We start from the raw sequence: 18329 nt of genomic DNA on the forward strand, positions 1-18329 counted from the left end.
ACCATTTCTGGTCCCGATGCGCCGGCGATGCGCAGGTGAGGCAGGGCCGTCCCCCGCGACACCGGGGTCGCGCCGGTGCGGGTGCCGTGCAGGAACCCCTCGGCGAGGTGCTCGGCGCTGACCGGGAGGCGCTGGGACAATCGCGCCGCCGCCTGACGGGTGGCGGAGTGGAAGGTCTCGCCCGGACCCAGGTCCAGCGTGAAGGCGCGGGCGACGACCTGATCGAACGCGTCCTCGGCCCGGACGCCTTTCTCCTTCAGGATGCTGCGGAGCTCCGGGTCGAGACCGTCGAACCGGCCCTGTCCGAGCCGCTCGAACCAGTGAAGCAGGGCGCCGCTTCGTACCACGCGATCCCTGGCGTAGTAGTAGTACCAGGCGAGACACACGCTCACGAGACCGATGGCGAACACGATCGGCCAGAACCCGAGGGCGGCGATGAGGATCGCGGGTGCGAGCAGGCCGATCGCCTGCACGCCGGGATAGCCGGGAGATCGGAACCCGGGATCGTACGCCTCGATCCCGCTCTCCCTCATCACGATCACGGCCAGGTTGACGAGCGCGAAGATGAGGAGCAGGAAGGTGCTGGCCAGCTTCGCCACTCCCTCGACGTCCAGGGTGAGGATCGCCGCGGCCATCAGCCCGCCGGTGACGAGCAGCGCGACCACGGGGGTGCCGGCTCGGTTCAGCCGGCCGAACGTTCCCGGGATCAGACGATCTCGTCCCATGGCCAGGGGATACCGCGAGGCGGCCAGAATGCCGGCGTTTCCCGCCGCCGCCAGGCCGGCGATCGCCGGCACGAGCACCAGCGTCATGGCCAGGGGATGCGGCATCCACGAGAACAGGCGCTCGCCCGCGCTCGCCACCGGGGTGAGATCGTGGTGAAAGGCCTCGGCCGGCACGACTTCCACCATCAGCCATACGCCCGCCACGTAGATCACCGATGCCGTGAGGAGCGCGAGGATCATCCCGAGCGGGAGGTTACGGTCCGGGTTCCTGACCTCCTCGGAGATGCTGGCCACCTTGACCGGTCCGGCGAACGAGATGAACACGAGGCCGATCGTATACACCAGCTCGTCCGTTCCGCTGGTGATGAAGGGTTCCACGTGACCGTGGAAGGCATCGCTTCCCGGGCCGCCCGCCAGACCCACGAGGCCCTGCAGCAGCAGGATGGCGATGAAGCCGAGGACGAGGACGACCAGGACGCGAAGGAGACCGCTGGACTCGCGCGCCCCGAGAAGGTTGAGCAGCACGAAGAGACCGGTCAGGCCCACCGCGAGCCACTCCCGCGGAAGCTCGACCACGAGGGCGACGTAGGCGCCCATCCCGATGAGCGCAAAGGCGCTCTTCAGGACGAGGACCAGCCACGTCCCGAGACCGCCGACCGTGCCGACGACCGGTCCGAGACTCCGATCCAGGAAATAATAGACGCCCCCGGCCCTCGGCATCGCCGTCGCCAACTCCGCCTTGCTGAGCAGGGCCGGGATGGCGAGCAGGCTGGCCAGGAAGTAGGCGAGGATCACCGAGGTACCCGTATGCCCTGCGGCAATCCCCGGAAGCAGGAAGAACCCGGCGCTCAGCATGGAGCCGGTGCCGATGACGTACACGTCGAGGAGGGTGAGCTCCTTGCTGAGACGCCTGCTTTCGGCCATCGCATCTCCCATCGCGCGGGTCCGGGGGTCTCGATCGCGTGGGGCGCCGCTTGCAGCCGTCCGGCCGTGGCCGGATCGAGGACGTTGCCCAAATGTAGGGCCGGACTCGAAGAAGCGCTCGCCTCGGCCGAATCGTCGCCCGCCCGGCGAGGGGCACGCTGCGGTCCGGGTCTTCGCGACCCCGCGACGATCCCGGCCAATGTGTCACATTTCGCGCCACCGCGACATCGGAGCCTCCTTCCCGGCACTCGTCCGCCGCCGTCCATCCCGAGCATTCGACAACCTCCAACGACGTAGCCCACGATCAGTTACGAGCCCGGTCGGGAGCGGTGGCTTCGAGGTCCCGCGCACCGCTGGCGCAAAGCACGTTTCTTGCAGGAAAATCAGGGCAAAACGGGCAGTACGGTTGTTCACGGCCTCCGATCGTTCAGGCGGCTGCCCAGGAACGAAAGACCGCCGCCAGCGGCGGCCAGACTCACGAAGCGATATGCGAGGGGGGCGTGAGCTGGTTTGTCGCTGGCGGTATTTTTGTCGAGTGCGGTCGCCCGGGTTAGGTTTTCCGGGACGGCGATACGTTTGCTTCTGTCAGTCCGGTCGCTCTGCCAGGAGGGTCCCCATGAGTTCGCGCGTCCTTCCGCTGCTTCTCGCCCTGCCCGTCCTTGCGCTCTTCACCTCGGCCTGCGGAGAGGGTGGGTCTTCCGCGAGGGAGGGTGAAGCGACGGCCGAGTATCCACGTGAAGTGCTGCAGGCCCACATGAAGGATCACTTCTTCAAGGCCACCGAGATGCAGGTCGCGGTGATCAACGGAGACCTGGCCGCCGTGCAGGAGCCCGCCCAGTGGATGGCGGAGCACGCCAACTCGGCCGCCATGCCGGCGCAGTGGGAGCCCCACGCCGAGGCGATGCACGACTGGGCGCTGCAGGCCGCGGAGGCTGCCGACATCGAGACCGCCGCGCGGGCCACGGCCGGGATGGGGTCGGAATGCGGGGCCTGCCACCGGGACCTCGGTGCGGAGGTGACCTTCGCGGAGCCGCAGCCGCTTCCTGAGGGCGAGGGCGCCGGCGGTCACATGGCCCGCCACGCATGGGCCTCCGGCCGGATGTGGGAAGGCCTGGTGGCCCCGTCCGGAATCGCCTGGGACGAAGGGGCCGAGGTGCTGTCGGAGTCACCGCTCGCCCCGGCCGAGATTCCCGCCGCGATCGACGTTCTGGCGGAGGTGTCGGAGATGGAAGCGCTGGTCCACCAGCTCGGCGCCGAGTCGGTGGGGCTCACCGGACAGGCGGCCAGGGCCCGGGTGTACGGAGAGTTCCTAGCGACCTGCGCGTCCTGCCACGACAAGACGGGTCGCGGTTCGATCTAGAGTCCGGCAGGGGTCCGGAGGCCCCGCCGCCGGTCCGACCCGGGCACCGCCCCGAAGGGGAGTCTGCACTCCGGGGCGGTGTTGGTTCAGGAGGGCGCGAGCTCCGCGCAGCGATCTTCCTCTTCGTCTTTCTCCAGGGCGCGCAGCAGACAGTTGACCGTCTGCTGGATGAGCGTCTCCACCGGGACCCCCTGCCGGACGGCCTCACGTTCGTAGGCCCGGTAATGATGATCGCTGACTTCTGCCAGCACGCTGACCTTACGCATGCAGCACCTCCTCGTGCTGCTCCTCCTCCTGCGGGATGGGCTCCTCACCCGACGGATAGGCGGGAACGGCCTTGTGACCGTAACACAGGATGCCTCCCCGACCCTCTTTGCGGATGAGGCGGAACTCCAGCGACACGGCCATGCCCGGCTCGACGGCAGCCGGATCGGTGTCCACGACCTGCACCATCATTCGGGCCCCTTCCGGCGTCTCGATGATGGCGAGGGCATACGGCGCTTCCATCAGAAAGTCACCCGGCGGAACGTGTACCACCGTGCAGGTCACGACCCTTCCCTCGTGTGACAGCTCCAGGACGTGGGCATCGTCGCTCCGGCAGGCCGGACAGATCCGGCGCGGAGGATAGGAGACGCGGCCACAGTCTCCGCACCGCGTGGCCTCCAGCCGGTAGCGGGAAGGGATTTCCCGCCAGTACCTCGGACTCGGCATCGTCGATCTCCTTTCCTCTCAAACGGCCTGAAGGATGTGAACCACCGAGCTCGCGCCCGTGCCGCCCATGTTCTGGGCGAGGCCGAATTCGGCGTCGGGCACCTGCCGCTCTCCGCACGCACCGGTCAGCTGTTCGAACAGCTCCACGGCCTGTGCGACGCCCGTCGCACCCACCGGGTGCCCCTTCGACTTGAGCCCGCCGCTCGTGTTGACCGGGATTCTGCCCCCGATCGCCGTCTCGCCCTCTCGGGCGCAGTGCTGCCCGCGACCCACGGGGGCCAGTCCGAGTGCCTCGAGGCAGCAGACCTCGGCGATCGAGAAGCAATCGTGCACCTCGGCCACGTCCACGTCGCCGGGCTGGATGCCCGCACTCTCGTACGCACGGGCGCCGGCCAGGGCGACCGCGTCCAGAAACGAGATGTCGGGCCGGTCGGAGAGGGCCAGGGAACTCGAAGCCATCCCCGATCCGCGAATCGCCACCGGGTGGTCCGTGTAGCGTCTCGCCTGATCCAGCGGACAGAGCAGAACGGCGGCGGCCCCGTCGCTGACCGGAGAGCAGTGCAGCAAGCGCAGCGGCTCCGAGACCGGCGCCGACGTCAGCACCTGTTCCACGGAGACTTCGCGCCGGAACTGAGCGTGCTCGTTGAGGGCCCCGTGTCGGTGGTTCTTGACCGAGACCCAGGCGAGGTCCTCCTCGGTCGTACCGTGCTTCTCCATGTGGGCCCGCGCGATCATGGCGTACAGGGCCGGGAAGGTGGCGCCCTGGTAGACCTCGGTCTCCTGGTCCGAGGCGGTGGCCAGGACCTCGGTGACGTCCGCGCCATCGGTCATCTTCTCGACCCCGGCCGCGAGCACCAGATCGCTGTGCCCGCTGGCCACCTCGAGAAATGCGGAACGCAGCGCCACTCCGCCGGATGCGCACGCCGACTCCACCCGAACCGAAGGGACGCCGGCCATACCCAGCTGGTCGGCGAAGAGCGGCCCGAGGTGCTCCTGCCCCACGAACTGACCGGCCGACATGTTCCCCGTGTAGATCGAGTCCACCTGGTCGACGCCGGCTGCGTCGAGGGACTGCTGCGCGGCTTCCACGAACAGGTCGCGGAGGCTGGCGCCCCAGAGCTCGCCGAAGCGCGTCATGCCGGCTGCGACGATGGCTACTTCACGCATGGCTTCCTCCGCGTCAGTCGTTGACGATGATCTTCTCGCGGTACTTGGCGTACTCGCCGTACGAGACGTACCGGCGGGGTCCGTCGAGCATCGAGCGAACGGTCGGTGCCAGGCCGCGGCGCTGCGGGAGCAGCGCGGTCGCCCGGAGGACGAAGGAGTCGCTGCCGGCGCCGGAACCGAACGAGGTGATGAGGATCAGGTCATCCGCGTCGGCCACGTCGAGCACGGCCGCGAGACCGGTGGGCGACGAACCGGAGTAGGTATTCCCCATCGTGGGCACCACCCAGCCGGTCTCCATCTGCTCGTGCGTGAAGCCGAGCGACTTGCCCACCGAAAGCGGGAATTTTCCGTTCGGCATGTGGAAGACCGCGTGGCGGAAGTCGCCCGGTTCGAGGCCGGTTCGTTCCAGAATCCTCCGGGTGGCAGCCGACACGTGCTTGAAATACGCCGGCTCTCCGGTAAAGCGTCCCCCGTGTCGCGGATAGAACTCGCCCTCGCGCCGCCAGAAATCGGGTGTGTCCGTCGTGTAGCTGAGGACATCCACCACTTCCACCAGCGGGTCGTCGCGGCCGAACAGGTACGCTGCGCCGCCGGCCGAGGCCGAGAACTCCAGCGCGTCATCCGGCGCGCCCTGCGACGTGTCCGCCCCGACGGCGAGCGCGTACTCCGCCCGTCCGGATTCGACCAGGGCCAACGCCACGAACATGGCTTCCGTTCCAGCCTTGCAGGCGAACTCGAAGTCGGCCACGTGCACGTCCGGTCCGATCCCGAGCGCCTCGGCGACCACCGTTCCGCTGGGCTTCACCGCGTACGGGTGAGATTCTGAGCCGATGTACACCGCCCCGACCCGGCCGGGTGACACCCCGGCGCGCGCCAGCGCCGACCGGCCCGCGGCCACCGAGATCGTGATGGTGTCTTCGTCGAAGCCGGGGACCGATTTCTCCTTCAGGAGCAGTCCCCTCTGGATGGTTCCGGGGTCCTTCCCCCACTGGCGGGCGATCTCCTCCGTGGAGATCCGCCGTCGCGGGATGAACGCCCCGTAGCCTGCGATTCCGGCCATGTCGCCTCCTCGCGCTCGGGTGCACGGCGTACCGGGCCCGAGGGGGGACAAGTCCCAGGTCTGGATGCGTCTATGGATCTCCTGAAGGTAACGCGCGGACGGGCATCGCGCCTGCCCGCTCGTCAGGATCAGGTGCCGTACTTCACCCGGTTCGAGAGGACTTCCCAGCGCGCATCGACCTGCTGCTGGACCCACCCCAGCTGCTCATCCGTCAGGTGCTTGAAGCGCGCCTGTCTACGGATGTACTCGTCGATCGGACCGCCCGGGTGGTCCACCGTGAAGCGCCAACGGGAGCCGTTCTCCACTTCCATGAGCGGGAAGACCCGGCGCTCGACCGCCATTCGCGCCAGGTCGATCGTCTCGTCGTTCTGCGTCTTCCATCCCGGCGGGCAGGGCGCGAGGATGTGGATGAACCGGGTGCCGCGTATGGTGCGGGCGCGCTTCACCTTCTCCACCAGGTCGACCGGATAGGCCACGGACGCGGTGGCCGCATACGGGATCCTGTGCGCCGCCATGATGGCGAGGATGTCCTTCTTCGGCTGATGCTCGGGATCGCTCGTGGGCGTGGTGGTGGTCCACGCGCCCCACGGGGTGGCCGAGGAGCGCTGGATCCCGGTGTTCATGTAGGCTTCGTTGTCGTAGCAGAAGTAGATGATGTCCTCGTTGCGCTCGGCCGCCCCCGACAGGGCCTGCAGCCCGATGTCGAACGTTCCGCCGTCTCCGGCCCACGAGATCACCGTCGTTTCCGTGTCGCCCCTCGCCACGAGGCCCGCCTTGATCCCCGAAGCCACCGCCGCGCCGGTCTCGAACGCGGTGTGAAACAGGGGCACGCGGAGCGACGACTGAGGCCATGGCCCGGCGATGATGCTCCAGCAGCAGGCAGGAAGAACCACCATGGTGTCGGGACCGAGAGCCTTGAGCACGAGGTTCATGGCGATGGGTGCCGCGCAGCCCGGGCAGGCGAGGTGTCCGGAGGCCAGCAGCTCGTCCCGCGGGATGTGCTGCTTGATGATCGTCTGGCTCATAGCTCCACTCCCACCCACAGGTCTTCCCGCTCCGGAGCGGCCTTGGTGCGGGTGTTCTCGACGATGTCCCGGATCACGGCCGGCGTGACGTCACGTCCCCCGAGCCCGAGCACGTACCCGAACAGGACCGGCCGGTCGTCCGGGGGCACGTCGTACAGGGCGGACCGGATCTCCTCCGCGAAGATGCCGCCGTGGCCGGGCGAGATGTTCCGGTCGAGCACCGCGACCCGGTCCACGCCAGCGAGGAGGGCGCGCAGCTCGTCCGTCGGGAAGGGGCGGAACATCTTGACCTTGATCAGTCCGATCCTCTCTCCCGCACCGCGCAACTCATCCACCACGTGGCGTGCCGTCGAGGTGATGGTGCCGGAGGTCACCAGCAGGAGGTCCGCATCCTCGGTTCGGTACGCCTCCACGGGCCCGTACCGCCTGCCCGTGACCGCTTCCCATTCGTCCTCGACGCGGGCGAACACCGACTTCGCCTCCCGCATGGCCTCCTGCTGTTGCCACCGCATCTCGGTGTAGGCGTCGGGCCGCACGAGGGCCCCGAAGGCGTGCGGGTCGGCCGTGTCCATCTTGAAGGCCGCCTCGCGCTTCGGGAGGAACCGATCCACGTCCTCCTGCTCCGTCACATCGACCGGCTCGGAGGTGTGGGACAGGAAGAACGCATCGAGCACCAGCATCACCGGCAGGTTCACGGTTTCCGCCAGCCGGAACGCCTGGATGGTGGTGTCGAAGACCTCCTGGTTCGTCTCGCAGTAGAGCTGAATCCAGCCGGTGTCCCGCTGCGACAGACTGTCGTTCTGATCCGTCCATATCGTCCAACCGGGAGCCATGGCCCGGTTCACGTCTGCCATCACGATGGGCAGACGCGCTCCGCCGGCCCAGTGCAGCAGCTCGTGCATGAGGGCGAGGCCCTGGGCCGACGTGGCCGTGAACGTCCGGGTCCCGGCGATCGAGCCGCCGATGCACGCCGCCATGGCCGAATGCTCCGATTCGACCTTGATGTACTGCGCCGGCAGGCTGCCGTCCGCCACCATGTCGGAGAGGGCCTCGACGATCTGCGTCTGGGGGGTGATCGGATACGCCGATATGACTTCCACGCGGGAGCGGAGCACGCCCCACGAGACCGCGTGATTCCCGATCATGACCTTCTTCATATGCCCTCCCGGGTCATCGAGATGGCGCCCCGGGGGCACTCGGCCGCACAAAGGCCGCACCCCTTGCAGTATCTCATGTCGATCTCGAAGCCTCCGTCGTCGCGGCGCGAGATCGCCATGTCCGGACAGAAGATCAGGCACAGCTCGCAGCGGTTGCACACGCCGCAGTTCAGGCAGCGCTCGGCTTCCTCGATCGCTTCCTTCTCGCTCAGCCCGAAGTTCGTTTCGCCGAACGCGGAGCGGAGGTCGATTCCGTCGTGGAAATGGTCCTCGTGTCGCGGAACGGTGTGGAAGTGATGCGGGTTCATGCGGTCCCAGGTCACCACCTCGTTGACCGGCGACTCCCGCGGGATCGGGTCCTCGTCCGTACCGTAGCGTCCGGCGCTGACGTTTCCGTCGCCGAACCGGAGCGCCCCGAGCGGCAGGTCGCCCGTCTCCTCGCCCGCCTTCTGCCTCAGGTAGTGATCGATGCCGATGGCCGCCCTCTTTCCGGCCCCGAGCGCGTCGGCGACCGACCGCGGCATGTCGACGGCGTCGCCTCCGGCGAATACCGGCGCCGAGGTGCTCTCGCCGACGGGGTCGACCTCGATCAGTCCCCACCGGGTGCGTACGTCCTCAGGTAGGAAGGACAGATCACAGTCCTCGCCGATCGCCGTGAGGACGGTGTCGGCGGGGACGAAGAAGGTGTCGCCGTCGATCGGAACCGGGCGCCGCCGCCCGCTCTCGTCCGGCTCGCCGAGCTCCATGCGCTGGCAGGTGATCCCCGCGAGATCCTCGCCCTCGGTGACGACGGCGACCGGGGCCGCGAGGAACTCGAACGAGACACCCTCTTCCCTCGCTTCCCGGACCTCCATCGGGATGGCCGGCATCTCACGCGGCGTGCGCCGGTAGAGCACCGTGACGTCGGCGCCGAGCCGGAGGGCGGAGCGGGCACAGTCCATCGCGGTGTTTCCCCCTCCCACCACGACGACGCGGTCGCCCAGGTCGGGCCGCTCGCCCGCGTTGACCTGCTTCAGGAAGGCCAGCCCCGGTCGAACCGACGCGAGCGACTCGGCCCCCTCGATGCGGGGGTCCTTTCCGGTGTGGGCACCGGGGGCGACGAACACGGCGTCGAACGCATCGAGATCGGTCCAGGGCACCTCGGTTCCGATCCGGCTGGAGGTTCGGATTTCGATCCCGCCCCGCGCGATCCTCTCGATCTGGCGGTCCAGGATCGCCCGCGGCAGCCGGTACTCGGGGATCCCGAGGCGAAGCATTCCGCCCGCTTCGGGAGCGGCCTCGAAAACCGTGACGCCATAACCGAAACGAGCCAGAAAGTAGGCACAGGAAAGGCCCGCGGGACCGGAGCCCACGACCGCCACCGTTTCCTGGCGGGTACGCTCCGGCGGCGCCGGCGCCGGGCTCGCCAGGATCATGTCGCCGAGCCTGCGCTCCACGCCGTGGATCGCCACCGGGTCGTCCAGTGAGGCACGGTTGCAGTGATGCTCGCATGGGTGGTGGCACACCCGGCCCGTCACCGACGGCATCGGGTTTTCCCGCACCAGCAGGTTCGCGGCTTCCTGCAGCCGGCCCTGGCCGATGAGGTACATGTATCCCTCGATGTCGATGCCGACCGGACATCCCGCGTTGCATGGGGCGACGCGGTCTTCGTAGCGGGGCTGGATGTACTTCCACGAGCCGGTGGGGTTCACGAGCGTCGAGGTCTCGCTGATGGCGACGGGCGGTATGTGCCGTCCGGAGTCCCGGGGCCGGGTCACGTCACGATCAGACACTGGACACCTCCCTGGGGGCCGCGGACCGGACGGCGCCGTGGGCCTCCACTGCCGCCGCGTAGTTGGCCTCGCGTTTCACCGGCACCTCGTCCTCGATCGCGGCCTTTACCGATTCGAGTCCGATGAGCCCGAACTCCGCCGCGAACGCACCGACGATCGCCGTGTTCACGATCGGCTGGGTCCGGGTCCCGAGCCCGTGCCGGATGGCGATGCCGCTGGCGTCGATCGTGGCCACGCGGAAGCGCTCCAGGAGCTTCGGGTAGTCCTCGGGCGCCCGTTCGGCATTGATCAGGATGGTACCGCCCGGCTTGAGACCGGCCGTCACGTCGATCGCATCGATCAGCGTCGGATCGAGGACGATGAGGTCATCAGGCTCGGTGATCTCGCATCGAAGGCGGATCGGATCGTCATCGAAGCGGAGAAAGGCGGTCACCGGGGCTCCGCGCCGCTCCACGCCGAACGCGGGGAAGGACTGGACCCACTCTCCCTCGCGAAACAGCGCGACGGCCAGAAGCTTGGAAGCGATGACCGATCCCTGTCCGCCGCGTCCATGGATTCGAAGTTCACGCATCGGCCCTGGGGCTCCTCCGGGCGGGGCCGCGGGGACTTCCGGTGACGGAATGACCGGTCTGTCGACCGAAGGGCCAAAACGTCCCGGCCTTGCCAGAACCGCTCACTCCCCTGCGGGTCCCGGCACGCCGCGGTTTCCTTCCGGATCGTAGTTCGGCCCGCGTGCCGCCGGTTGCGGGCGAATCGCGGGTGGCGCGCTGAACGCGCCTCTACGCACGACATTTGCAAGAAGCGTGCGTCACGGGGCCGGCTGCCGGGGGGTGGAAGAGTCCTCCGGGGCACGCGCCCGCGGGAAGCACAACGCTCGAGCCTTCGGGGCCCGGAGGCCAGCCGACGGAGACCGACATGACCGTTCCGAGTGAAGACCGGCCGTACAGCGAGGCGCCGTACAGCGACCAGCCCTATCACAGCCGTGCCCACCGGGGCCCGAAGTCGGATCCGGGTGAGCGTCTCGGAGGTCCGCTCTGCGCGGAGGCGCAGGCCGATGGGGTTCCCTGCTACGAGCTCGGCCGCGAGTGCGAGACGTGCGAGCGTGCCTTCACGTCGTGGGCGAAGGAGCCGACGCAGGAGGATTGAGCGACCCCGAATCTCTCTGCCGGTGTGCCGGGTCCGGCCCCGAGGCCCTGAAGCCGGGATCCTACCATCCTCAGGGCATCCGTCAACCTGCTGTCTTCCAAACTGTTAGCGGCTTTCGCCGATTCGCTTGACTTCCAATTGTCCGGGGATCGGGTATCTTGGAAACGGAGGCAAGAAGGACCCGCACCCCCCGGGAGGATCCCATGAAGAGCCGATACCTGGTTCTGGCTGCCGCCGGATTCGCGATGGCGATGCCGGCGGGCGACCTGCGAGCCCAGGAGTTCGACCTACCGCCGGCGCCATCTTCGGCCACGGAACAGGACGGAAAGGCCTTCTCGGCGGAGAACGGACCCTGCTTCTACAATCCGTACCGGTGGATGATGCAGGGCGTCCTCAATCAGGCGGCGATCGGCGGCGAGCTGGAGAGTCTCTCCAGGGGCTGGCAGGCGTGGGACCGGGAGATGGAAGGCTGCACCGGTCGCTACGGCCTCACACCGTACGACTTCCTCGGCAACTGGAGCTACATGATCTCCGACGGGGTACGGCGGCCGAAGGGGGCCAGCCAGGAAGAGGTCGAAGCCGCTTGGTCGGCCAGCTACGAGGCGGCGGCCGAGGGGCGTACGACCATGACGCTCGGTGATGCGCCGGTCCCGCGGATCGGGAACGGCTACGGCTCCGATGCCCTCTCCGCACAGACCCTCGTTCTCCGCGTCCGTCCGGAGTCGAGCGGAGCGATGACACGTGACGGCGTCCCGATCATCGAGCGAGATCGCTCGTGGGAGCGCATCGAAACGCCGGATGGACGACGGGTGTGGCGCTCCCGCGCTCTGAATCGGGAGCCGTCGCTGCGAACCGTCGGTGGCCAGCGAAGCGCCGCTTCCACTTCACGCGCGCGCGCGAGCGGTGACGAGAGAATTCGCGCACAGGAGGGGCTCAACCGACCGGCGCCGAGGATGGCGCCCTCTCCCGCACGAACGATGCGGGCGGCGCCTTCGCCTTCCCGCGCTCCCAGTGCGGCTCCCGCCTCTCCTCGATCGTCGACTTCTACCGTCCCGAAGCGATCCGCCAGGAGCGGTGTGGAGAATTGAACCCGGTCTTCCCATGACCAGAAAAGCCCGCCGGCGACGGCGGGCTTTTTTTGTTCCAGGGGTCGCGATCGCTCACGGATCGGGTGCGCGCCCGCCTTTTCCGACCTAGAATCCGCCCCTGGAACCTGAACCGAGGAGGAGCATGCGGGGAGTCGCGGTCGCCTCGAGCACGAAGCTCGCCGCGGACGCCGGGGCGATCGTCGCCGATGCGGGTGGCAACGCCGTGGACGCCGCCGTGGCGGCGGCGCTCGTGTCGACGACGACGGAACCGGGAATCTGTGATCTCGGGTCGGGTGGCTTCCTGACCATCTGGCCGCCGGACGGAGACCCGGTCACCATCGATGGCTACATCGAGATGCCGGGCCGCGGATTGCCGCCCGAGCGATTCGGCGGCGGCCGGCGTGACATCTGGATCGCCTACGGGGGTGGCGTGGCCCTCACCGTGGGCCACGGGTCCGTCGGCACTCCGGGCGCGCTGGCCGCCCTGTCCCTCGCCTCCGAGCGCTACGGGCGGCTTCCGTGGGCGGAGGTGGTCGAACCGGCCTACCAGGACGTGAAGAACGGCTTCGCGCTCTCGCTTGCTTCGTACTCCTACCTGAAGCACTCGGGAGGTCCGGTCTTCGGCTGGAACGAGCCCAGCCACCGGGCGCTGCACCACCCGGATGGCACGCTGCGTCGTCCCGGCGAAACGATCTGGATCGAGGAGCTGGCGCATACTCTGCGTCTCATCGCCGATCGGGGAGCCGAGGAGTTCTACGTGGGCGAGACGGCCCGCCGGATCGTGTCGGACATCCAGGCCAACGGAGGGATCCTGACCCACGAGGACATGGCCACCTACCGTCCCATCGTTCGAAAGCCCCTGGTGACGGACGTGGATGCGTGGCAGGTGGCGACGAACCCGCCGCCGGCGATCGGCGGATCGACCCTGACGGCCATGCTCCTGTTGATGCAGAACGAGCCCGTGGACCGGTGGGGCCCGCGAGAAGTGGCGTGGCTTGCCCGTGTTCAGGAGGGGGTCCTCGACTACCGCACCGCTCACCTGGATCTCAGCGAGAGCGTCGAGTCGGATCTACAGCGATTGCTCGAGGAGGCGCAGGTCGGAGATCTGAAGCGATGGGTCACCTCGCCCTCCACCGTGCACACATCCGCCGTGGATGCCGACGGACTGGCCTGCAGCGTGACGCTCTCCGCGGGATACGGGTCGGGCGTCATGCCGCCCGGCACCGGAGTATGGATGAACAACTGCCTCGGCGAGCACGAGCTCAATCGAAGAGGCTACCACTGCTGGACTCCCGGGACCCGTCTGCCCTCGAACATGGCGCCCACGGTGGCGCGTCACGAAGACGGCACCATGCTGGCGATCGGCTCGCCGGGCGCCGACCGGATCACCACCGCGATCCTCCAGGTCCTGGTGAATCACCTGCACCTGGGGATGGGCCTCGTCGAGGCCGTGGATCACCCGCGCCTCCACGTGGAGGTGCAGGACGACGCGAAGCGGGCGGCCTGCGAGCCGGGACTGGCGGTCGAGCAGGTGAGTCTGCCGATCCGCGACTTCGACGGGCTCTCCATGTACTTCGGGGGCGTGGGCGCCACGCGACGAAACCCGGATGGCTCGTTCGAGCTCGCCGCGGACCCCCGTCGCGGCGGCGGGACGACGATCGGTGGGCGGTAACCGGGCGCGTTTCGGGCCGGTCAGACTCCGAACACCGCCGGCACCAGCCAGTAGCTCAGGAAGGCCACCAGGAAGGCGAACAGGACGTTGAGCCACACGCCGGCCTTCACCATGTCCGTGATCCGCACGTACCGGCTCCCGTACACGATCGCGTTCGGCGGCGTGGCGACGGGGAGCATGAAGGCGCCGCTGGCGGCGAGCGCGGCAGGCACGGCGAGAAGGAGAGGGTCGCGCCCGAGCACGATCGCGATCCCGCCGAGGATGGGGAGGAAGGTGGCGGCCGTGGCCGTGTTGCTGGTGAGCTCGGTGAGCAGGATCACGGCCACCACGATGGCGAGGATCAGCAGCGGGGCAGGCCAGGCCGTCAGTCCGCTCAGCATTCCGCCGAGCCACCGGCTGAGGCCCGTGGCCTCGACGGACGCGGCGAGGCTGAGACCGCCCCCGAAGAGGATCAGGACGCCCCACGGCGTGTCCCGCGCCTTCCGCCAGTCCAGCAGGCGGCGACCGCTTCCCCCGCCGGAGGGGAGGAGGAAGAGCACGAGTGCGGCCGACATGGCGATCCCGGCGTCGGTCAGCCCCGAGAGGGCGGGCACCTGGCGAACCAGGATCGGGCGCGACATCCAGGCGATCGCCGTGAGGCCGAAGACGATCGCGATGCTTCGCTCCGCGGGCGTGACCGGTCCCAGGGCCCTCGCTTCGCCTTCCAATAGCTCGCGTCCGCCCGGAAGCTCTCGGGCATGAACCGGGAAGGCGACCCGCGTGAGCAGCAGGTAACAAAGCGGAAGGCCCACCAGCACCACGGGCACGCCGATACGCATCCACTCCGCGAAGCCGATGGTCACCCCGTAGCTCTCCGACATGAAGCCGGCGAGGAACGCGTTCGGCGGCGTGCCGATCAACGTGCCCATGCCCCCGATGCTGCAGGCGTACGCGATGCCCAGCATGAGCGCCCTGCCGAACCGGGCGCGATCCGCTTCATCGTATCCGGCGTCCCCTTCCTCTCCGTCCGGCATCAGGGCCACGAGGGATACCCCGATCGGCAGCATCATGAGCGCGGTCGCCGTGTTGCTGACCCACATGCTGAGGAACGCACAGCTCGCCATCACGCCGGCGACGATCGCCCGCGGCCGGGCTCCGATGAGCCGGATGCTGAACAGGGCGATCCGGCGCGGCAGGGGCGTGGCTTCCATGGACCGGGCGATCAGGAAGCCACCGAGGAACAGATAAATGATCGGGTTGGCGAACGGGGCGGCCGCATCGCCGATCTCGGCCACGCCGAGCAGCGGGAAGAGGGCGAGCGGAAGCAGGGCGGTCGCCGGGATCGGGATGGCTTCGGTGACCCACCAGGTGGCCATGAGGAGGCCCACCGCCGCGACCCTCCAGGCCGCGGTGTCGAGACCTGCCGGTGCGGGCAGGACGATCATGAGGAAGAACAGGGCGCCGCCGAGGACCAGGCCCACCCGGCCTCTCGTCGACGGGCTTCCGAGGGCGTCTCCGGTCACCCGCAGAACATAAGCGGCCGCCCCCCGCGGTGACCACCGCGCGGCCGTCCCGAGCGGAGAGCGGACTTCTCGACAAGCCGGTGACAGCCGGTTAGCCTTTCGAGGCCATGACCTCTCGCTTCTCGCGCGATTTGCGCGGCAGCACCCGTCCGAAGGACAGCGCCGCGAGCGCAGTACCGCCTCCTACCCAGGAGGTCATCGTCACGCGCGGCGCCGGGCTCGGAACGTTCGGGGGCGTGTTCACGCCTTCGATCCTCACGATCCTCGGCGTCATCATGTACCTCCGGTTCGGCTGGGTCGTCGGCAACGTCGGCCTGGTCGGGGCCCTCCTGATCGTCACCATCTCCACCTCGATCACCCTGCTCACGGCACTCTCGATCTCGGAGATCGCTACGGACCAGCGGGTACGCGTGGGCGGGGCCTACTACATGATCAGCCGGTCCCTCGGGATCGAGACCGGTGGCGCCGTCGGGATTCCGCTGTTCTTCGCGCAGGCGCTCTCCGTCGCCCTGTACACGATCGGCTTCGCGGAGTCGGTGAAGAACGTCTTTCCGGTGGTGGACGAGCGACTGGTGGGCCTGTTGACCACCGTCGCCGTGGCCCTGCTGGCCCTCAAGTCGGCCCGGGCCGCCATACGCGCCCAGTACTTCATCATGGCCGCCATCGGCCTGTCGCTGCTCTCCTTCTACTTCGGCGGCTCGGTGGGGCCGCCGGACACGGTGTCGGTCCCGCTACGCGACGTGTCCCGCGCCGACTTCTGGGTCGTGTTCGCCGTGTTCTTCCCCGCGGTGACCGGCATCATGGCCGGCGTCAACATGTCGGGCGACCTCAAGGAGCCCGGGAGGGCCATTCCGCGCGGGACCCTGATGGCCGTGCTCGTGGGCTACGTGATCTACATGAGCCTGCCGATCTTCCTGTCGCTGCGGGCCGACGCGGAGCACCTGATCCGCGAGCCTCTGATCATGCGCCGGATGGCCCTGTGGGGGGACGCGATCATCCTCGGGGTGTGGGGCGCCACCCTGTCGAGCGCGGTCGGCAGCATTCTCGGCGCCCCGCGTGTGCTGCAGGCCCTGGCGCGCGACGGGGTGCTTCCCAACTCGCTGCGCTGGCTCGGGAGGGGCAGCGGACCCGAGGATGCTCCGCGGGCGGGCACCGCCGTCACCCTGGTCATCGCCCTCGCCGCGGTGGCGCTCGGGAACCTGAACGTGATCGCCCCGGTCCTCACCATGTTCTTCCTCACCACCTACGGCGTTCTGAACATCGCCGCCGGGCTGGAGCGTTTGCTCGGCAGCCCTTCCTTCCGCCCCCGCTTCCGGGTGCCATGGTATCTGTCGGGTCTCGGTGCGGTGGGGTGCACGGTGGTGATGTTTCTCGTCAACCCGGTGGCCACGGTCGTGGCGATCGTCGTGGTGCTGGCGATCTACGTGTGGCTGGAGCACCGGGAGCTGCAGAGCGCGTGGGGTGATGTCCGGCGAGGCATCTGGATGGCCCTGACGCGCGCCGGCCTCCTTCGGCTCCGCGACACCCGGGACCCCAAGAACTGGAGACCCCACCTCCTGGTCCTGTCCGGCGCACCGACCCGGCGCTGGTACCTGATCCGGTTCGCGAACTGGCTGTCTCACCGGAGGGCCCTGATCACCGTTTCGAGCGTGATCACCGACGCGAGCGTGACGCTCGACCGTCAGCGCACCATGGAGGTCACGATTCACGACTACCTGGCGCGGCGCGGCATCGAGGCGCTGATCCGCCTGATCCGGGCCCCGGACCCGTTCGAGGGGGCCGAGCGCCTGGTCGAAGCGTACGGGCTCGGCGAGCTGTCGCCGAACACCTTCCTCGTCGGGGACAGCGAGGTCCCGGAGCACCGGGACGCCTACTGCAGGATGATCGAGCGCTTTCACGAGGGGCGCCGGAACGTGGTGATCCTCCACTACAACGCGGAGATCGGGTTCGGGCACCGCCACCGGATCGACGTGTGGTGGGGAGGGCTGAAGCGGAACGGCGGCCTCATGCTGACGCTGGCCTACCTGCTCCAGACGAGCGTCGACTGGAGGGGGGCGGACGTGCGGGTGAAGATGGTCGTTCCCACCCCGGAGGCTGCCGCCGGCGCGTGGCCGAATCTCCAGGCCATCGTGCGCAGCCTGCGAAGCGGCGCCACGGCGGAGGTGCTGGTATCCGACGGCCGGCCGTTCGTCGACATCATGAAGGAGTCCTCGGGCGACGCGGACTTCATCCTCCTCGGAATGCGCGAGCCCGACGATGGCTTCCTGGCCTACTACGAGCGGATGCGGGACGCCGTGGAGGGAATGCCGACCGCGGCCTTCGTGCTCGCGGCCGAGGACATGCCCTTCGGCGACATCGTGGTGAACCCCGAGGGCGACTGAGCCGGCCCGGCCCTTTTTCGGGGGCGTTCGCTGCCGGGCTGCTCTGCTACAGCCCGAGCGGGTTCCAGCCGGCGAACTGGGCCCCGAATCCGAGCGCCGCGAGGGCGATTCCGGTCCCGATGAAGATCGGGCGGATCACGTCCTCACGCTTCAGGCCGAGCAGGATCAGGATGACTCCCATGACCCCGATTCCCAGCATCCAGCCCGATTCCATCCACCCGGTGACGAGCGACTGCGCGTCCCTGAGACCCATCTCCGCTCCGCGATGACGAACGGCCGGGGCGCAGGCCCCGGCCGCCCGGTACGAGTGTGGCCCGGGCCGCCCCTAGTCGACGACCGGGGTGCCGAACTCGACGAGCTGCTCCTCGACCTGCGAGCGATCTCCGGTGACCACCAAGAGCATGTCCTCCGGCCGGATGTATTCGCGCATGATCCGCTGCACCTCCTCGGGCGTCACCGCGTAGATCCGGTCCACGTAGGTCTCGAGCCAGTCGTCGGGAAGGCCGTGCAGGCGCATGAACGCCAGCTGGCCCGCGATGCCGAAGCGGCTCGAGTTCTGGAGCACGAAGATCCCGGCCATGAAATTCTGGATCCCGGCCAGCTCCTCCTCCGGCGGAGGCTCGTCTTGCAGGCGTTCGA

Annotated in this window: 16 protein-coding genes and 1 pseudogene; 5 read left to right on the forward strand and 12 right to left on the reverse strand. The window is 68.7% G+C overall.

The window, feature by feature from the left end; genetic code table 11:
• Window positions 1-1649 (reverse strand): APC family permease (locus AC36XV_RS12000; protein ID WP_492203922.1); only part of this gene is annotated, 1649 nt, incomplete at its 3' end.
• A gap of 616 nt (window positions 1650-2265) precedes the next feature.
• Here AC36XV_RS12000 and AC36XV_RS12005 point away from each other — a divergent pair.
• Window positions 2266-3009, forward strand: a complete 744-nt coding sequence (locus AC36XV_RS12005; protein ID WP_492203923.1) for a hypothetical protein — start codon at window positions 2266-2268, stop codon at window positions 3007-3009.
• 86 nt (window positions 3010-3095) lie between these two features.
• Here the strand turns inward: AC36XV_RS12005 and AC36XV_RS12010 are convergent, their stop codons facing one another.
• The 8 genes from AC36XV_RS12010 to AC36XV_RS12045 form a co-directional block, all read right to left on the reverse strand.
• On the reverse strand, window positions 3096-3275 hold the full coding sequence (locus AC36XV_RS12010; RefSeq protein ID WP_492203924.1) for a hypothetical protein: 180 nt from the start codon (window positions 3273-3275) through the stop codon (window positions 3096-3098).
• Window positions 3268-3720, reverse strand: a complete 453-nt coding sequence (locus AC36XV_RS12015; RefSeq protein ID WP_492203925.1) for a Zn-ribbon domain-containing OB-fold protein — start codon at window positions 3718-3720, stop codon at window positions 3268-3270. The genes AC36XV_RS12010 and AC36XV_RS12015 overlap by 8 nt, the downstream gene beginning before the upstream one ends.
• 18 nt (window positions 3721-3738) lie before the next feature.
• A complete protein-coding gene (locus tag AC36XV_RS12020) occupies window positions 3739-4887 on the reverse strand; it encodes a thiolase family protein (protein ID WP_492203926.1) in 1149 nt (382 codons plus the stop codon).
• A 13-nt stretch (window positions 4888-4900) separates the two neighbouring features.
• Entirely contained in the window at window positions 4901-5947 is a 1047-nt protein-coding gene (locus AC36XV_RS12025) for a hydroxymethylglutaryl-CoA synthase (protein WP_492203927.1), read from the reverse strand.
• A gap of 128 nt (window positions 5948-6075) precedes the next feature.
• The gene (locus AC36XV_RS12030; RefSeq protein WP_492203928.1) at window positions 6076-6972 is read right to left on the reverse strand and encodes a thiamine pyrophosphate-dependent enzyme; all 897 of its coding nucleotides are present in this window, start codon (window positions 6970-6972) and stop codon (window positions 6076-6078) included.
• Window positions 6969-8129 (reverse strand): pyruvate ferredoxin oxidoreductase, encoded by a 1161-nt coding sequence (porA, locus tag AC36XV_RS12035; protein ID WP_492203929.1) that lies wholly within the window; start codon window positions 8127-8129, stop codon window positions 6969-6971. The genes AC36XV_RS12030 and porA overlap by 4 nt, the downstream gene beginning before the upstream one ends.
• Window positions 8126-9901, reverse strand: a complete 1776-nt coding sequence (locus AC36XV_RS12040) for an NAD(P)-binding protein (RefSeq protein WP_492203930.1) — start codon at window positions 9899-9901, stop codon at window positions 8126-8128. Before AC36XV_RS12040 ends, porA begins: the two co-directional genes overlap by 4 nt.
• The gene (locus AC36XV_RS12045; RefSeq protein ID WP_492203931.1) at window positions 9894-10472 is read right to left on the reverse strand and encodes a 2-oxoacid:acceptor oxidoreductase family protein; all 579 of its coding nucleotides are present in this window, start codon (window positions 10470-10472) and stop codon (window positions 9894-9896) included. The genes AC36XV_RS12040 and AC36XV_RS12045 overlap by 8 nt, the downstream gene beginning before the upstream one ends.
• Before the next feature lie 344 nt (window positions 10473-10816).
• Between AC36XV_RS12045 and AC36XV_RS12050 the strand changes: the two genes are divergently transcribed.
• The 3 genes from AC36XV_RS12050 to AC36XV_RS12060 all read left to right on the forward strand — a co-directional run bounded on the left by AC36XV_RS12050 (window position 10817) and on the right by AC36XV_RS12060 (window position 13807).
• A complete protein-coding gene (locus tag AC36XV_RS12050; RefSeq protein WP_492203932.1) occupies window positions 10817-11047 on the forward strand; it encodes a hypothetical protein in 231 nt (76 codons plus the stop codon).
• A gap of 203 nt (window positions 11048-11250) precedes the next feature.
• Entirely contained in the window at window positions 11251-12135 is an 885-nt protein-coding gene (locus AC36XV_RS12055; protein WP_492203933.1) for a hypothetical protein, read from the forward strand.
• Window positions 12136-12277: 142 nt separating this feature from the next.
• Entirely contained in the window at window positions 12278-13807 is a 1530-nt protein-coding gene (locus AC36XV_RS12060; protein ID WP_492203934.1) for a gamma-glutamyltransferase, read from the forward strand.
• Between the two features lie 20 nt (window positions 13808-13827).
• On the opposite strand, the gene AC36XV_RS12065 is transcribed toward AC36XV_RS12060, so the two are convergent.
• On the reverse strand, window positions 13828-15267 hold the full coding sequence (locus AC36XV_RS12065) for an SLC13 family permease (protein WP_492203935.1): 1440 nt from the start codon (window positions 15265-15267) through the stop codon (window positions 13828-13830).
• Between the two features lie 149 nt (window positions 15268-15416).
• Between AC36XV_RS12065 and AC36XV_RS12070 the strand changes: the two genes are divergently transcribed.
• Window positions 15417-17690, forward strand: coding sequence for an APC family permease (locus tag AC36XV_RS12070; protein WP_492203936.1), 2274 nt, complete (start codon window positions 15417-15419; stop codon window positions 17688-17690).
• 46 nt (window positions 17691-17736) lie between these two features.
• On the opposite strand, the gene AC36XV_RS12075 is transcribed toward AC36XV_RS12070, so the two are convergent.
• The gene (locus AC36XV_RS12075; RefSeq protein WP_492203937.1) at window positions 17737-17943 is read right to left on the reverse strand and encodes a hypothetical protein; all 207 of its coding nucleotides are present in this window, start codon (window positions 17941-17943) and stop codon (window positions 17737-17739) included.
• Window positions 17944-18015: 72 nt separating this feature from the next.
• Window positions 18016-18329: pseudogene (locus AC36XV_RS12080) on the reverse strand (M16 family metallopeptidase); the annotation flags it as partial.

Source organism: Candidatus Benthicola sp. (assembly GCF_058719085.1).

Coding starts and splice junctions, on each gene's coding strand:
- AC36XV_RS12060 (WP_492203934.1), top strand. CDS start 12,278: ATGCGGGGAGTCGCGGTCGCCTCGAGCACGAAGCTCGCCGCGGACGCC.
- AC36XV_RS12010 (WP_492203924.1), bottom strand. CDS start 3,275: ATGCGTAAGGTCAGCGTGCTGGCAGAAGTCAGCGATCATCATTACCGG.
- AC36XV_RS12020 (WP_492203926.1), bottom strand. CDS start 4,887: ATGCGTGAAGTAGCCATCGTCGCAGCCGGCATGACGCGCTTCGGCGAG.
- AC36XV_RS12045 (WP_492203931.1), bottom strand. CDS start 10,472: ATGCGTGAACTTCGAATCCATGGACGCGGCGGACAGGGATCGGTCATC.
- AC36XV_RS12055 (WP_492203933.1), top strand. CDS start 11,251: ATGAAGAGCCGATACCTGGTTCTGGCTGCCGCCGGATTCGCGATGGCG.
- porA (WP_492203929.1), bottom strand. CDS start 8,129: ATGAAGAAGGTCATGATCGGGAATCACGCGGTCTCGTGGGGCGTGCTC.
- AC36XV_RS12075 (WP_492203937.1), bottom strand. CDS start 17,943: ATGGGTCTCAGGGACGCGCAGTCGCTCGTCACCGGGTGGATGGAATCG.
- AC36XV_RS12015 (WP_492203925.1), bottom strand. CDS start 3,720: ATGCCGAGTCCGAGGTACTGGCGGGAAATCCCTTCCCGCTACCGGCTG.
- AC36XV_RS12005 (WP_492203923.1), top strand. CDS start 2,266: ATGAGTTCGCGCGTCCTTCCGCTGCTTCTCGCCCTGCCCGTCCTTGCG.
- AC36XV_RS12050 (WP_492203932.1), top strand. CDS start 10,817: ATGACCGTTCCGAGTGAAGACCGGCCGTACAGCGAGGCGCCGTACAGC.
- AC36XV_RS12030 (WP_492203928.1), bottom strand. CDS start 6,972: ATGAGCCAGACGATCATCAAGCAGCACATCCCGCGGGACGAGCTGCTG.
- AC36XV_RS12070 (WP_492203936.1), top strand. CDS start 15,417: ATGACCTCTCGCTTCTCGCGCGATTTGCGCGGCAGCACCCGTCCGAAG.
- AC36XV_RS12025 (WP_492203927.1), bottom strand. CDS start 5,947: ATGGCCGGAATCGCAGGCTACGGGGCGTTCATCCCGCGACGGCGGATC.